Origin of the sequence: Mycobacterium sp. RTGN6 (assembly GCF_033804605.1) — a bacterium.
GTDB lineage: Bacteria > Actinomycetota > Actinomycetes > Mycobacteriales > Mycobacteriaceae > Mycobacterium.
The window spans coordinates 376,881-391,877 of the sequence record NZ_JAPZKZ010000003.1 but is presented as its reverse complement, the minus strand read 5'-3'; the positions used below and the strand labels follow the sequence as shown (position 1 = coordinate 391,877).

The window sequence follows — 14,997 nt, the reverse complement described above, 5'->3', positions numbered from 1 at the left end:
ATCTGTCAGCAGTCTCGACGGGTGGGGGCGCTGCTCACGGGACGATCAGATCCGCCTCTGGCCCTTCGTCCGCACGTCGTCGGGTCCGCTCCCACGGCCAGGTCATCAACGCCCAGACGATCGCGACCAGCGCGATCTCGGCGAACAGGTACACCGGCCACGGCCCCAAGAAGTCGAGCACCGAGGCGATGGGGGGTTTCCGGTTGAGATAGCCGTAGTTGGTGCCCGCGATGACGTTGAAGGTGAACGTGAAGGCCGCCCAGATCAGGATCGTGACGACGGCGAAGCGGTAGCTGCTCCACCGCGGCCGCATCCCGCGCCCCCACGTGAGGTAGATGGCGGACCAGACGACGAGTAGGTGCAACGTGAAGAACGAGAGGAACGAACGGTCGGGGAAGTCGGGCCCGTCGACGTCGGGTGTGAGCAACGCCTGCGAGCTGAGCACGAGGCCCCAGTAGTACGCGATCGCATAGGCCCAATGTCGTTGCGACCACAGCGCGTAAACCACCGTCACTTCCGCGATGTCGCACAGCTGCAGCGGAATCGAGGTGGCCATCGTCGGATGGAGCAACTTGTAGATCAGGGTGGCGCAGAAGACCGCCAGCAGCACGCCCGCCATGACGCGGCTGAAACGCTGGGCCTGCAATTCGGTCTGGCGGCGTCCGAGCCAGACCAACGCGACGGCGCCGACCACGAACAACGCGAGCACCGTCAAGTGTGATGGGCCGAACGCCGAGAACTCACGTGCCGCAAAGAACACGCCGTCACCTCCCTCGCCACGTCGACACTATGACGTTGCGGCGGAAGACTTGGCGGATTCTTGGCACCGACTTGTGCGCTAACTACGCCGCGCCCGCACGACGGACTCCACGCGAAGGGCCGCATCGGTCGGGTCCTCGTGCTCCCAGACCCGCACGCTCACCCACCCGGCCGCCTCCAGCCGGGCATCGGTGTCACGATCCCGCGTCCGATTGCCAGAGACCTTGTCGGCCCAGAACTTCGCATTGGCCGCCGCGACGGTGTGGTGCTCCGGGCAGCCGTGCCAGAAGCAACCGTCGAGGAACACCGCCACCCTGACCGTCGGGAACACCAGGTCAGCGGTCCGACGCAACCCGGCAAGCGGTTTGGCTCCCACCCGATAGCGAAGCCCAAGCGCATGCACCGCCGACCGCAGCGCGAGCTCCGGCTTCGTGTCCCGGCTCTTGTTGGACTGCATGCGGGCTCGCGCCTCGGGTGACGACGCCCACGACTCGGCCACCCGTCCAGCGTAGAACCGTCGGGCATCAAGAATCCGCCAAGCGCCGTGGCCCAGAGTCGCTTCATGACTTCCAGGCAGAAGGTGGCCAGCACCCTGGCGTCCTACCCCGCCACGGTGACGCTGCACCAGACCCAGTGGATCCGCTGGGCAGAGCTGGTCGGGGCCGTCGTGCCCTTCATCCTCGGCCTGTACTCGGCGTGCTTCGACGACGCCGGTGCCTTGAACACGACGACGCACGGGCAGCAGGTGGGCGTCGGGCTGGCCTTGGCGGCGGCCGCCGCGTTCATGATCGCGCTCGCGGTGCGCGATCTGCGCCGACGCCGCTCGCTCACGTTGGACACCAACGGATTTCGCATCTCCAGCGGTAGCAGCCGCGCGGAGTATCCATGGTCGGACGTCCAGAACTTTCGCGAGGTCGGCGACGGCGAGCGGTTCGCCGTCGGATTCGACCTCGTCTCGGTCGCCGAAGAGTCAGACGCGGGTGCCGACTACTACTACCTCCGGCTGTGCCACCACTACGGGCTGCGCGGCACCGATCTGCTCGCGCTGGTCACGCAATGGCACGCCAAGGCGCTCGGGTTGACCCACCCGAAGCGTGACTCGCACACGTCCGCCGACTGACTACGCCCCGGGGATACGCACGCGAAACGCCGCGGGCCACTCCTTGCCGTCCACCAGGAACTCCTCACCGCCGACGTAGGCGATGCCGCTGAGCACTTGCCTGATCGACCGGTCCCCGAAGTGCCACAGTCCCGACATGTCGGCGACGAGGTTGATCTCTCCCGACGCCGGGTCGATGCGTGCGATCTCGTCGCCCGGCCACAAACTCCCCCAGACCTGACCGCCCACGCACTCCAGTTCGTTGAGCCCGGTCACGGCCTGCCCGTCGCGGGTGACGGTGACGCCGCCGGTTTCGGCGAAGGTCGCGGGGTCGTGGAAGTGCAGCCGGCCGGTTCCGTCGCTGCGGATCAGCCGATCGCCGTCGCGGCACAACCCCCAGCCCTGACCCGACACCGGAACCTCCCGCAGCGGTGTGAAGGTGGCCTTGTCCCACTCGATCGCGACGCCGTCTTTATACGTCAGCTGCCAGATCCGATCGCCGACGACGGTGATGCCCTCACCGAAGTAGTTCGACGGCAGGGGAACCGACCGCCGCACCGCGCCGGTGTTCGGGTCGAGCTCACGCAGCTGCGACTGGCCCACCTCGCCGGTGGCTTCGTAGAGCGCGTCGCCGTCGAACTCGAATCCCTCTGTGTAGGCGCCGGAGTCGTGCGGGAGCTCCGCAAGCACCGTCGGCTGCACGACGGGCACCTCGCCCGGTGACGGGTCGGCGCTGGCCTGCGGCGGGGTGGCGCCCAGGATCGAACCCGCTGCGATGAGTACCGCTGCGCTCGCGCCGCCGAGCCGTCGTGGAAACACATACGATTTGTACACGCCGCCGCAGGTGCCCGACGTTCGGGACCGGGCAAAATACGATCGACGGGTGACCGAGCCGTCGCGGGTTCCGCTGAGCGATCGGGCCAGCGCCGACGCTGGGTTCGAGCGATTCCGCACCCGCAACGGCAGCTACGAACGCATCCTCACCGAACGAGACGGCAGGCACATCGGGAGCGTGCTCGCCACGTACTCCGGCAGCGACGCGCGACCCACCTGCGCCGACGAAGCCGAACGCGCCTGGCTGCAGAACCGCACGCCGCCGCCCTGCGGTGCGTCGCGTGACGCCGTGCGGGCCGTCGACCTGTTCTCGGGCTGCGGCGGGCTGTCGATCGGGCTGGCCGAGGCCGCCCGGGCGCTGCACCGGCCCTTCGAACCGGTCCTCGCCGTCGACGTCGATCCGATCGCCTCGGCGACCTACGCCGCGAACTTCCCCACCGCCGTCGCCCGGTGCGACGACGTGGCCGCGGTGCTACCTGGCGAGGTGGGCGCACGGCTGACGTCCGCCGAACGTCTGCTGGCCAAGCAGCATCGGGACATCGACGTACTCGTCGGCGGGCCGCCGTGTCAGGGGCACAGCGACTTCAACAACCGCACGCGGCACCGCGACCACAAGAACGCGCTCTACTCGACGATGGTCCGCGCCGCGGAAGTGCTTGAGCCTGCGCACATTCTGATCGAGAACGTGCCGGGCGCACTCAACGACCGCGGGTCGGTCGTCCAGCGCACCGCCGATGCGCTCGACGAGCTCGGCTACCGCGTGTCCGTCGGCGTGATCGACCTCAGCGCACTAGGGGTGCCGCAGCGCAGGCGTCGGCTGGTGCTGATGGCCAGCCTCACACACGCGGTCACCCCAGCGGAGGTGACCGAGCGGCACGCCCGGCGTCCGCGCGACGTGGCGTGGGCGTTCCAGGACCTCGAGACCATGGCGGAGTCGCGGCGCACCAGCCTGGTCGACGCCGTCGCGCAGTCCGCTCCGACGACGCTTAGACGCATCGACTACCTCTTCGACAACGGGCTGGCCGACCTGCCCGACAGTGAGCGTCCGGCCTGCCACGCCGACGGCGGGCACAGCTACAAGGCCATCTATGGACGGCTCGCGTGGGACAAGCCGTCGCAGACCATCACCACCGGCTTCTACAGCATGTGCATGGGCCGCTACGTTCATCCGAGTCGCAGGCGCACCATCACCGCACACGAAGCCGCACGGCTGCAATACATTCCGGACTGGTTTTCGTTCGATCGCGTTCGGCAGCGCACCGCGCTGGCGCAGATGATCGGCAACGCGGTGCCGTCGCGACTGAGCTACGCCGTCGCGCTCGAATGGCTGCGGTGAAGGTCGCGGGACTGTTCGCCGGGATCGGTGGCCTCGAGCTCGGGTTGTCGGGCAGCGGACACCACGCCCAGCTGCTCGTCGAGAACTCGCCCGCCGCCATGCACGTGCTGCGCCGCCGCTTCCCCGACACCAAGATCGAGGGCGACGTCCGCGACCTTGTCGCGCTGCCCCGCGGCACCGAACTGGTCGTCGCGGGCTTCCCGTGCCAGGACCTCAGCAGCGTGGGCCGAAAGGTTGGAATCGATGGTGCGCGAAGCAGTCTCGTCGGCGAGGTGTTGAGGCTGCTGCAGAGGTCCGACGTGCCGTGGGTGGTATTGGAGAACGTGCCGTTCCTGATGTCACTGGCGCGCGGCGCGGCATTGAGGCTCATCACCGAGGCGTTGACCGAGCTCGGCTACCGGTGGGCGTACCGCGTGGTGGACACCAACGCGTTCGGCCTTCCGCAGCGGCGCAACCGGTGGTACCTGGTGGCCAGCCGGATCGGCGATCCGCGCAACGTGCTGCTGGCCGACGACTGCGAAAAGCCCCTGCCCACAGTGGATTACCCCGACGTGGCGTGCGGCTTCTACTGGACAGAGGGCATGCGGTCGTTCGGCTGGGGCGTCGACTGCGTGCCGCCGATCAAGTGCGGCTCGTCGGTGGGGGTCGCCTCTCCCCCGGCGATCCGGCTGCCGTCGGGCGACTACGTCACGCCGGAGCTGCGAGATGCCGAGCGGCTGCAGGGTTTTCCCGAGGACTGGACCGCGCCGGCCGAGGAAGTCGCCAAGCCTGGCGAACGCTGGCGGATGGTGGGCAACTCGGTGAGCACGCCGGTCGCGGCGTGGATCGGGCGGCGACTGTCGGAACCCGGCCGCTATGACGGGTCCCGAGACCAGCCGTGGACAGGCACGAAGTGGCCGCGACGGGCAGCGTGGGCCGACCTCGACGGCGTCGTGCACGCCGCGGACGTCGGCCCGTGGCCGGAATGGCAGGCACGGAAACCTTTGGCGGACTTCCTTGCATACCCCGGCAAGCCGCTGTCGGTCCGCGCGGCGACGGGCTTCCTGAGCCGTACCCGGAAGGGCACGTTGCGGTTCCCGCCGGGATTCCTGGCCGAGTTGACCGCCTACGCGCAGCGCGTCGGCTGAGCGCCGCTACGCCTCACACCATCGTCAGCGCGCGTTGCTGACGGTCGGTCAGCTGGTGGCGCAACTGCGTTAACGCCTTGCGCGGCAACATGAAGTGCGGGTAGGCGTAGAACAGCGCGGTGCTCGCGTAGACGAAGGTCATCGAGTAGCGGTCGGTGGTGACGGGCACCATGACCCGGTGCATCACACGCGACGTGTCGGCGTACACCGCAGTGAGGCGCGGGCCGGTGAGCCGGCGCCGTTCGCTCTGCGGCACGACCTCGTCGATGACGGTGGCGGCGGGTGCGCCGTCGCCCCGGCGGAACGACACTGCACGCATCGCACGTTCGGTGCTGCGCCGGTCGAGGTACTCGAACGGTCCCGACTGCACGTCGACGTCGCTGAGGTAGACGATGACCTTGAGCATGCGACGGTCTTCGTGGTCGGTGTGCCAATGGCGCAGTACGTCGTCGTGGCGGTCCGAGGCGTAGGGCCGCTCCCGCTTGACTTCGACGCCGAGGTAGCGGACGGGGAGCCCGATGTAGCACTCCGCCAAGTCAAGAAGCGCGGGTTGTAGACCCCAGGCGAAAACGGTTGGGTCCGTGGCGTGTTCCGCTGGCGAGATGCGCAGGCACGATTCGCGCGACTCGGTGTGCCGCAGCCGCTCGACGAAGCGGTCGGCGCTGGCGAGCACGTCATCGGATGGCCGGAACGACCTCGACGCGACCCACGACCGATCCAGCTCGGCGACGAGGTCGGCGTCGGCCGCGGGAATCGTCGGGAGACTGTCCGCGTGCCGCGCCCGCCGGCGGTCATACCGGGCATCGGTCCACTGCCGCACGGCCGGGGACAGCGCCAGGGACCGCGCGGTCAGCGCGCGCGTCCTCGCCAGCGTGCGGTACGTCCGCGACACCAGCCCGGCACCCTTCACTAAGACCACTTTCCTATCGGGGCCACCAGCGACTACGCTGACGCCCGCGTTTGGCATTCCGTCGTGCTTCGATGACCGCCGCCTGACGGAAGTCTCCGAGCCGAAACGAAATTATCTTACCCGTCAATAGATCTTGATGGGCAGTCACGATTGCGACACGGAAGACGTTCCCGCACAGTGCGTTTGCTCGGTGTTAGGCCGGCGCTTGGCACGACTCACAGCTGGGACATAGCCGCCCGCAAAGGTCGGGTCTCGAGCGTGTCGGATTGCCGTCGCCGCCGAGTGGAACGCCACTCGGCGGAAGCTTTGCCAAGTAGCGCCACATATTGCCGATTCAGTCAATTGGTGGCAGTTCGGTGCGGTGCAGCCGGTCGGCGGGCGACCCCTTTATAGTTTGCTGACCGACGCGTTTTCCCCAACGCTGGCCGACCCGCTACGCATCGTCGGCCACGATCGCGTTCGGACGGCAGCGTCCCTCGGACGGAAAGTTCGCAACGTTCCCGGTGTTCGCGAAATCCACGCCCGACATCGCCGTGAATGTTCGTGCGGCGGCTACCGCTGCACTTCGCCTGTACTCGCGGTCGTGGATTGCCCGATTCCGCAGCCCTCAGCGCAGTCGAAGTCCAGCCCGGCCACTAGGTGAGGCGGCTGCCCCCGCGCCACTGCTCCCACGGCATGCTCCAGTCGCCGTTCTGCCACAGCTGCTGCGGCTGACCGCCGGTGTTGCGCACCTCGACGACGTCGCCGGGCATCGAGAAGTCGTAGAACCACGCGGCGTTCTCGCTGTTGAGGTTCAGGCAGCCGTGGCTGGTGTCGGTGTTGCCTTGGGCCCACACGGTCGAATTCAGTTGGTGCAGATAGATTCCGTCGGTGCTGATCCGCGTGGCGTATGGGATGGTCTCGCGATAGCCGAGCCGGTCGTTGATCGGAAGCCCGAACGTCGACGAGTCCATGATCACCGGGTTGGCCTTGTCGATCACGGTGTAGACGCCGGACGGAGTCCAGAACGACAGCGTGGTTCCGCCGAAGGTCTGGGTGCCGCCCATGCCCATCGACGTCGGCATGGTGCGGACCAGCTGGCCGTTGGAGAACACGCTGACCTGCTTGGTGTTGTCGTCGGCGATGGACAGGTGCGCGTCGCCGATCCGGAACGCCACCTTCTCGTCCTCGGCGCCGTATAGGCCGTCACCGAGCGGGGCGCCATAGATGTTGGCGTTGACCGTGACGGATGTGCCTGGGGCGTAGTACTTCTGGGGCCGCCAGTGCGCGTTCTGGTCGTCGACCCAGTACCACGATCCAGTCACCGGCGGATTGGTGGTGACGACCAGGTGCCGTTCGGCGTTGGCCTTGTTCTCGATCGGTTCGTCGAAGTGCGCGACCACCACCATGCCGATGCCGAACGTGCCGCCGTCCTGCAGCAGGCCGCCGCCCGTCGTCTCGAAGTCGACCGCGGTCTGATCGCTCGGCGACAGAGTGGTGAAGCTGGCGGTCTGGCGGGACGGCATTCCCGTGGCGCCCGCGGCAAGCACGGTCATGGTGTAGGTGTGGTCGTAGCCGAGTTGGACCGTCGGCTTCCACGACGTGCGGTCCGGCGTCAGCACGCCCGGGACCACGGTGTCCTCGTCGTTGACCATCGTGACGTCGGTGATCGTGCCGCCGGCGGCCGTCACCCGGACCGGGCCTGCGGGGTTGATGTGGTCGGTGCCGGGCAGCGGCATGACGGCCAGCATCGCGGGCGTCGGCGGCGCGGGCGGTGGCGTCAGACCCGCCGGGGCCACGGGCGCACCGACGACGGTGCAGCTGCCAGCGCACCTTTCGGCGTCGGCGCTCAGCACACTGCCAGTCACCACGACCAGCACCGCGAGGGCGGCCAGCCAGGCGACACGGCCACGACGAGACGACGTCAAATGAACTCCAATTTTCGGCATCAACCGGATGCATCGTAAGGGGTTCAACTGTGTGCGTCGACGCGTGGATCGACGACGCTATCGTGCGGGCGCTTGGGGCTCGCGAGCGGTTCAACGGTTAGCAGGAACGGGTTTCGGGCCCCAGCGGATTTGACCGCCGAAAGTACGGTTGTTCACGGCCTTACTCGGGCGATGTGTACAACAAACGTACTTTCAGCGATGGCTCGCCAGCGGACGGGACACCATCCGCGTCAAATCGCAGTTGGGCCCTAGGCGACGTTGCGGGACAGGCTCCGCGCGCCGGGGCGCACGACCTTCGCAGTGCGCGGCCGGAACTTGACCAACGTGCCTGAGCGGACGACGCCGACGGGTCCCCCGACGGCGAAACGCGCGATGCCGCTTGCGCGCAACGCCATTCGCGCCTTGGCCTGCCGATAGCCGATGCGCACTCCGGCCGCTGTTGACGCGAGCATGCCGGCGACGCCGGACACCGCCGCCAAAGCCAGCGCGGACAAGGAGACGGCGACGATGGCGATGACTCCGCCCGCAGATTGGAAGAACGCCGCCAAGCCCCCGGGAACGACGTCGCTGGGCGCGACCCGTGCGCTCGTCGACGCCGCGGACGCGAGCCCGAGGGCGGCCGTCACGTCGATCGGCAGAGTGGCCATCGGCACGGGGACCACGGCGGTCGAGTCGGTGAGGAGTTGGATGAGCTGCAGCGGCGACATGACCGGCGAGCCCGAGGCAGCCAATGGCCCGCCGGTGCCGACGATTCCGCTCGTCGGTGCCGTCCCGGTGACGCCGAACAGGGACGCGAGGTCCGACGGGAGCGTGCTGAACTGCGTGACCGCGTCAGTCGTGGCCGTCAGCAGGCTTTGGAGCGCGGTGATGACGTCGGGAATGGGAGCGGTCAGATTCGGAATCGAGGCGACTCCGCTCATGACCGGCGCTACGACGCTCTGCACCGTGGTGAGCGCGGTGGTGGACACGGACGCCGGAGCCGATGCGACCTGATCAACGGTCGACACGACAGCGTCGATCACGGGGCTGACGGGGCTGACGTCGGGAACCGCGGCGACGGCCGTCGGTGCGACGTCGACCGGATTCAGTGTCGCCGAGTCGTTGGTCGGCGTCAGCGGAGGTTGGGCGGGTTCAATCACCCCCGTCACGGTGCGGGTAACGACAGTGGTCGCGGCGATCCCGGATGAGACCGCGTCGAGGGCAGACTTCGTGACCGAGTCGGTGATACCAGCGAGCGATTGGGTCGGTGGTTTCCGGCCCATCCCGGCCGTGGTGGTCACCTCCCGGAGCGTGGTCCGCAACGACTCGCTCAGGCGCGCGACGGGCCCGCGGTGCCCCGTGCTTTGTTGTCCCGTGGGGGTGGCGCCTTCAGTCGGGCTGGACGCGGACTCGGAGTCGGTGTCGGCGAACGCGACCGCACCTCCGGCCGACATGACCATCCCCGCAGCAAGCAGGCACGACCCTGCTGCGATACGCCAATGTGACGGCGCCACGTTGTCCTCCTGGTCCACGCGAAGCCGCGGCACACGACCTGGGTGGATCGACCATTGTTGCACGTTGCCAGCCCCGAGTGGCAAGACCTGGAATTTTCGAGCAAACTCCCAGCGTGAGCTAGCCGTCGGCGTCGCCTCACACTCCGGCAGACCATTCGCCCGCCCACGGACGTCAACAAGAGCTGACGGCCCCGCGCGCCATGTCCTGCTGCCTCCCGCCCACCCGTTCGAATCCCGCTGACTTCAACCGGTGACGCAGGCCCCCGCCGTGGGCAGCATTTCGGAGTGACTCGTGTGATTCGCTTCAACGCCTTCGACATGAACTGCGTCGCCCACCAATCCCCCGGGCTGTGGAAACATCCCGACGACCAGTCGTGGCGCTACAAGGACCTGACCTACTGGACCGAACTGGCCAAGCTGCTGGAGCGGGGTCGCTTCGACGGGCTGTTCATCGCCGACGTGCTCGGCACCTACGACGTGTACGGCGCCAGCGACGAGGCCGCCATCCGCCAGGCGGCCCAGACTCCGGTCAACGATCCGATGCTGCTCGTCTCGGCGATGGCCCTGGTGACCGAGCACCTCGGCTTCGGCCTCACCACCGGAACCGGGTTCGAGCACCCGTATCCGTTCGCCCGCCGCATGTCGACGCTCGACCACCTCACCGATGGCCGCATCGGCTGGAACGTCGTCACCGGGTACCTGCCCTCGGCGGCGCGCAACATGGGCCAGACCGATCAGCCCGCGCACGACGCCCGCTACGACCACGCAGACGAGTACCTCGAGGTGCTCTACAAGCTGTGGGAAGGATCGTGGGAGGACGACGCCGTCGTCCGCGACAAGGCCCGCGGCGTATTCACCGACCCGGACAAGGTGCACCACATCGGCCACCAGGGGACGCACTTCAGCGTGCCAGGCATCCATCTGTCCGAACCGTCTGCGCAACGGACGCCGGTGATCTATCAGGCCGGCTCGTCGCCGCGCGGGGTGCGCTTCGCCGCCGAGAACGCCGAAGCGATCTTCACGGCGTCGCCGACGAAGGCCATCCTGCGTGACACCGTCACCACCATCCGGCGGGAACTCGAGATCGCCGGGCGCGACCCGTACGCGGTGAAGATCTTCAACCTGTCGACCATCGTCACCGCGGCCACCGACGAGGAGGCCCACGCCCGGCACGCCGAGTACCTGTCCTACGGCGATCCCGAGGGTGCGCTGGTGTTCATGTCGGGGTGGATGGGCGTCGACCTGTCCCGCTACGGGCTCGACGAGCCGGTCGGCAACGTCGACTCCAATGCCATCTTGTCGGCGGTCGCGGCGTTCCAGTCCGCCGACCCGGACGGCCGCGAGTGGGCGGTCCGCGACATCGCCGAGTGGGGCAAGATCGGCGGCATGGGTCCGCGATTCGTGGGTTCCGGTGTGCACGTGGCCGATTCGCTTCAGGAGTGGGTCGAGGAGACCGACGTCGACGGCTTCAACCTGGCCTATGCGATCACGCCTGGCTCGTTCGCCGAGTTCGTCGACCACGTCGTGCCGGTGCTCACCGAGCGTGGGGCGTACCAACCGTCGTACGCGCCGGGCACGCTACGCAACAAGCTGCTGGGCCGCGGGGACCGGCTGCCCGACGAGCACCGCGGGTCGAAGTACCGGGTGGGCGGGCCGCTGTCGACCATCATCGATCGGCCGTCCACCCTTCCGTCGTCGTCGGCCTCGCTGGCCGCGCAACCGACCAGCGGACGCTAGGAGCTCCCATGACTATTCAGTTGCACTGGTTCCTACCGACGTACGGCGACAGCCGGCTGATCGTCGGCGGCGGCCACGGTCTGCCCGCAGGCACCGCGCACAGCGACCGCGACGCGTCCATCGACTACCTCGCGTCGATCGTGCGCGCGGCCGAGACGTTCGGCTTCACGGGCGCGCTGATCCCGACGGGCGCGTGGTGTGAGGACGCGTTCGTCACCGCCGCGCTGCTGGCGCGCGAGACGACGTCGCTGGCGTTCCTGGTGGCGTTCCGGCCGGGTCTGGTCAGCCCGACGCTGTCGGCGCAGATGGCGGCGACGTTCGCGCGCCACGCACCGGGCCGCATCCTGCTCAACGTGGTGGTCGGCGGCGAGGCGCACGAGCAGCGGTCCTTCGGCGATCACCTGAACAAGGACGCCCGCTACGAGCGCTGCGACGAGTTCCTCGAGGTGGTGCGTCGGCTGTGGGCCGGCGATACCGTGACGCTGCAGGGCAAGCACATCCACGTCGAGGAGGCGGCGTTGGCGCTGCCGCCGAACCCGGTGCCGCCCTTGTACTTCGGAGGCAGTTCGGGTGCGGCGGGCCCGGTGGCCGCACGGCACGCCGACGTGTACCTGACATGGGGTGAGCCGCCAGACGCGGTGCGCAGGAAGATCGACTGGATCCGCGGGCTCGCGGAGCAGGAGGACCGCGACGTCCGGTTCGGCATCCGGCTGCACACCATCTCCCGCGACACCGCCGACGAGGCCTGGGCGCAGGCCGACAAGTTCATCGGCGCGCTGGATGACGAGACGGTCGCCAACGCGCAGAAGGGGTTGCACCGCAGCGAATCCACTGGGCAGAAGCGGATGCTGGCGTTGCACGAGGAGCATCGCAACGACGGCAGCTGGCGCGACGCGCGCTCGCTGGAGATCGCACCGAACCTGTGGGCCGGCGTCGCGCTGGTGCGCGGCGGGGCGGGCACCGCACTCGTCGGCAGCCACTCCGACGTGGCCGACCGCATCGCCGAGTACGCCGAGGTCGGCATCGAAGAGTTCATCTTCTCGGGCTATCCGCATCTCGAGGAGTTGTTCTGGTTCGGCGAGGGCGTGGTGCCGATTCTGCGGGAGCGAGGGCTGTTCAAAGGTGAGGCGAGTTCGGTTGCACCGGCGTCGATTCCGTTCGTCGGGTCGGCCAGATGACCGTCATCGCGTCGGCGGACGAGGCGCTCGACGTCGCGGCGAAGCTGTCCGCGGAGTTCGACGCCGAGGCCTCGCAGCGCGATGCGGAGCGCGAGTTGCCGCACGCGCAGGTGCGGGCACTGAAGGAGTCCGGTCTGCTGGCGATCACGGTTCCGGCGCGGTTCGGCGGCATCGAGGTTCCGGCGGCGGTGCTGGCCGAGGTGTTCCGGCTGATCGCGCACGCCGACCCGTCGTTGGCGCAGATTCCACACTCGCACTTCGTGTTCCTTGAAGCGCTGCGCCTGCAGGGCACCGAGGATCAGCAGGCCTACTTCTGGGAACGGGTGCTGTCCGGGGAACTGCTGGCGAACGCGCAAACCGAACGCGGTCCGAACCCAATCGACGTGGACGCCACCACGCTGGTCCGACAAGCGGCGGGTGACTATCTGTTGTCGGGCCGCAAGTTCTACTCGACCGGCGCACTGTTCGCCGACTGGGTGGTGGTGCGGGCGTCGCTGACCGACGGTTCCGAGCCGCCGACGTCGACGACGCCAAAGGCGGTGGCGTTCGTGGCCCGTGACGCCGAAGGGCTGGAGGTCGTCGACGACTGGGACGGGATGGGTCAGCGGACGACGGCGTCGGGCTCGGTGACGTTGACCGACGTCGCCGTGCCGGTCGAGCACGTGGTGCCGTTCACGCCGATATTCGCGGGGCCGACGACCTATGGTGCGCGAGCGCAGTTGCTGCACAGCGCGATCGATGTCGGTATCGCCACCGGCGCGCTGGCGGCGGGGGTGCGGGCGGCCGAGCGGGCGCGTCCGCACTTCGAGGCGGGCGTGGACACGGCGGTTGAGGATCCGACGCTGATCAACGTGGCGGGCGAACTGACCGTCACGGTGCGCGGAGCGCAGGCGCTGCTGGTCGAGGCGGCACGTGTGGCGGATGCGGCGGCGTCAGCTCTTGATGACGAGTCGACGGCCGAGGCATCGGTGGCGGTCGCCGTGGCGAAGGTGGCGGCGGTGCGGGCGTCGCTGGAGGCGTCGAATGTGCTGTTCGAATTGGGCGGCACCAGAAGCGCTTCCGCGCACGCCAATCTGTCGCGGTACTGGCGCGATGCCCGCACGCACACCCTGCACGACCCGACGCGGTGGAAGGTGCAGCACATCGGCCGCTACACGCTGTCGGGCACGCCGCCGCCAAGGCACGGCCAGCTCTAGCCTTTTTGCTGGGCGTGTCGGCTCGTTCGCGCTAGCCTCGTCGGTAGTCGAAGGCAGGGGCGAACACCATGAATGCCGACATCAAGGCCCGGTCGCATTGGCTGATGGGTTATGGACTGTCCCGTGCCGCACTGAAGCTGCTCGCTCGCCGGGGTGATCCGTTTGCCCAGCTGACCATCGACAGCAGCCAGCCCAACAACGCGTATCACCTTGTCGAGCAGATCCGCCAACGGGGACGTATGTCCGCGGTGGTCGGCAACGGATGGGTCACCGCAGACGCGCAGCTTGTCCGTGACGTGCTACGTGACGGCAGGTTCCGGACCCTCAAACCACATGACCGGTCGCCATTTCGAGTCGTACAGCGGATGCTGGCGAAAACCAATCCCGGCGTGCTGAATGCCACGGAACCACCATCACTGCTCGTCGCTGATCCACCCGAGCATGCGCGGTTGCGACGCCTGGTGTCGCAGGCGTTTACCCCGCGGGCCATCGACGGACTTCATCACCGCATCCAGGAGATCACCAGCGACCTGCTCGACGAGCTCGACGAGAACACCCAGTGCGATTTGGTCGCCAACTACGCGTCTAAAATCCCCATCGAAGTCATCGCCGAGATGCTGGGCATTCCCCGTGACGAGGTACCGGTCTTTTCCGCATTCGCCGAACCCGGCATCAAACTGCTCAGCAACACGGCCGTCTCCTGGAAGGACTTCCAGACCGCCACGGCGGCGCTGCGCGGGTTCGAGGACTACATCGCCGCGCACATCGAGCGGCTCCGTCGCGGCGGTGCGGACGACAGCATCCTGTCCGCCGTCGTACAGGACAGCGAGCTCACTGACTTCGAGGTGAGAATGTTCGCCGGACTACTCCTCGGAGCCGGGTTCATCACCACCGCCCATGCGTTGAGCAACGCAGTCGTGGCACTCGTCGGTCACCCCGATCAATTGGCGCGCCTCCAGGCACATCCAGAGGGCTGGCCCAACGCGGTCGAGGAGGTGCTGCGCTACGACTCCGTCATCCAGCTCGGTGTCAGGGTGGCCACCGAAACACTTCAAATCGATGGCCACACCGTGCGGCAAGGCGCGGCCGTGTTCCTTCTCGTCGGCGGCGCCAATCGCGATCCGGCCATCTTCGAACGTCCCGACGAATTCGACACCACCCGCGCCAATGCCCGCGATCACATCGGCTTCGGCACCGGCATCCACGTCTGCCTCGGCGCGCCGCTGGCCCGCATGGAACTGCACATCGGCCTACAGGCGCTGTTCGAACGCTTCCCTCAACTAGCCCTCGCCGGCGAACCGACCCTGAACGACAGCACCCTGCTACATGGCATAAAGCACCTGCCCGTCACACTCGCGCGGCCCGCAGGCGTCATCAAGAGCTGACGACCCAGCCCACAC

13 protein-coding genes are annotated in these 14,997 nt (G+C 68.1%); 7 read left to right on the top strand and 6 right to left on the bottom strand.

Annotated elements, in window-relative coordinates:
- Nucleotides 1–34: 34 nt before the first annotated feature.
- Nucleotides 35–760, bottom strand: coding sequence for a TIGR02206 family membrane protein (locus tag SLQ33_RS09940; protein ID WP_319453650.1), 726 nt, complete (start codon nt 758–760; stop codon nt 35–37).
- A gap of 78 nt (nt 761–838) precedes the next feature.
- Nucleotides 839–1,258, bottom strand: coding sequence for a very short patch repair endonuclease (locus SLQ33_RS09935; protein ID WP_319453649.1), 420 nt, complete (start codon nt 1,256–1,258; stop codon nt 839–841).
- A 63-nt stretch (nt 1,259–1,321) separates the two neighbouring features.
- On the opposite strand from SLQ33_RS09935, the gene SLQ33_RS09930 reads away from it, so the two are divergent.
- The gene (locus SLQ33_RS09930; RefSeq protein WP_319453648.1) at nt 1,322–1,879 is read left to right on the top strand and encodes a hypothetical protein; all 558 of its coding nucleotides are present in this window, start codon (nt 1,322–1,324) and stop codon (nt 1,877–1,879) included.
- Here SLQ33_RS09930 and SLQ33_RS09925 read toward each other — a convergent pair whose 3' ends face one another.
- Nucleotides 1,880–2,677 (bottom strand): glutaminyl-peptide cyclotransferase, encoded by a 798-nt coding sequence (locus SLQ33_RS09925; RefSeq protein ID WP_319453647.1) that lies wholly within the window; start codon nt 2,675–2,677, stop codon nt 1,880–1,882.
- Between the two features lie 64 nt (nt 2,678–2,741).
- Here SLQ33_RS09925 and SLQ33_RS09920 point away from each other — a divergent pair, with 64 nt between their 5' ends.
- Entirely contained in the window at nt 2,742–4,028 is a 1,287-nt protein-coding gene (locus tag SLQ33_RS09920) for a DNA cytosine methyltransferase (protein WP_319453646.1), read from the top strand.
- Nucleotides 4,016–5,155, top strand: coding sequence for a DNA (cytosine-5-)-methyltransferase (locus SLQ33_RS09915; RefSeq protein ID WP_319453645.1), 1,140 nt, complete (start codon nt 4,016–4,018; stop codon nt 5,153–5,155). The genes SLQ33_RS09920 and SLQ33_RS09915 overlap by 13 nt, the downstream gene beginning before the upstream one ends.
- Before the next feature lie 13 nt (nt 5,156–5,168).
- Here SLQ33_RS09915 and SLQ33_RS09910 read toward each other — a convergent pair whose 3' ends face one another.
- From SLQ33_RS09910 to SLQ33_RS09900, 3 genes are all read right to left on the bottom strand, one after another.
- On the bottom strand, nt 5,169–6,065 hold the full coding sequence (locus tag SLQ33_RS09910) for a hypothetical protein (protein WP_319453644.1): 897 nt from the start codon (nt 6,063–6,065) through the stop codon (nt 5,169–5,171).
- Nucleotides 6,066–6,700: 635 nt separating this feature from the next.
- Entirely contained in the window at nt 6,701–7,993 is a 1,293-nt protein-coding gene (locus SLQ33_RS09905) for a L,D-transpeptidase (RefSeq protein ID WP_413467620.1), read from the bottom strand.
- Between the two features lie 248 nt (nt 7,994–8,241).
- Complete coding sequence (locus SLQ33_RS09900) at nt 8,242–9,486, bottom strand: hypothetical protein (protein ID WP_319453642.1); 1,245 nt, start codon at nt 9,484–9,486, stop codon at nt 8,242–8,244.
- Nucleotides 9,487–9,771: 285 nt separating this feature from the next.
- On the opposite strand from SLQ33_RS09900, the gene SLQ33_RS09895 reads away from it, so the two are divergent.
- The 4 genes from SLQ33_RS09895 (at nt 9,772) to SLQ33_RS09880 (ending at nt 14,982) form a co-directional block, all read left to right on the top strand.
- Nucleotides 9,772–11,223 carry an LLM class flavin-dependent oxidoreductase gene (locus SLQ33_RS09895; RefSeq protein WP_319453641.1) on the top strand — a complete coding sequence of 484 codons (1,452 nt, stop codon included), beginning with the start codon at nt 9,772–9,774 and terminating at the stop codon, nt 11,221–11,223.
- A gap of 8 nt (nt 11,224–11,231) precedes the next feature.
- Nucleotides 11,232–12,401, top strand: coding sequence for an LLM class flavin-dependent oxidoreductase (locus tag SLQ33_RS09890; protein ID WP_319453640.1), 1,170 nt, complete (start codon nt 11,232–11,234; stop codon nt 12,399–12,401).
- Nucleotides 12,398–13,597, top strand: a complete 1,200-nt coding sequence (locus tag SLQ33_RS09885; RefSeq protein ID WP_319453639.1) for an SfnB family sulfur acquisition oxidoreductase — start codon at nt 12,398–12,400, stop codon at nt 13,595–13,597. Before SLQ33_RS09890 ends, SLQ33_RS09885 begins: the two co-directional genes overlap by 4 nt.
- Nucleotides 13,598–13,665: 68 nt before the next feature.
- Nucleotides 13,666–14,982 (top strand): cytochrome P450, encoded by a 1,317-nt coding sequence (locus SLQ33_RS09880; protein ID WP_319453638.1) that lies wholly within the window; start codon nt 13,666–13,668, stop codon nt 14,980–14,982.
- Nucleotides 14,983–14,997: the final 15 nt, after the last annotated feature.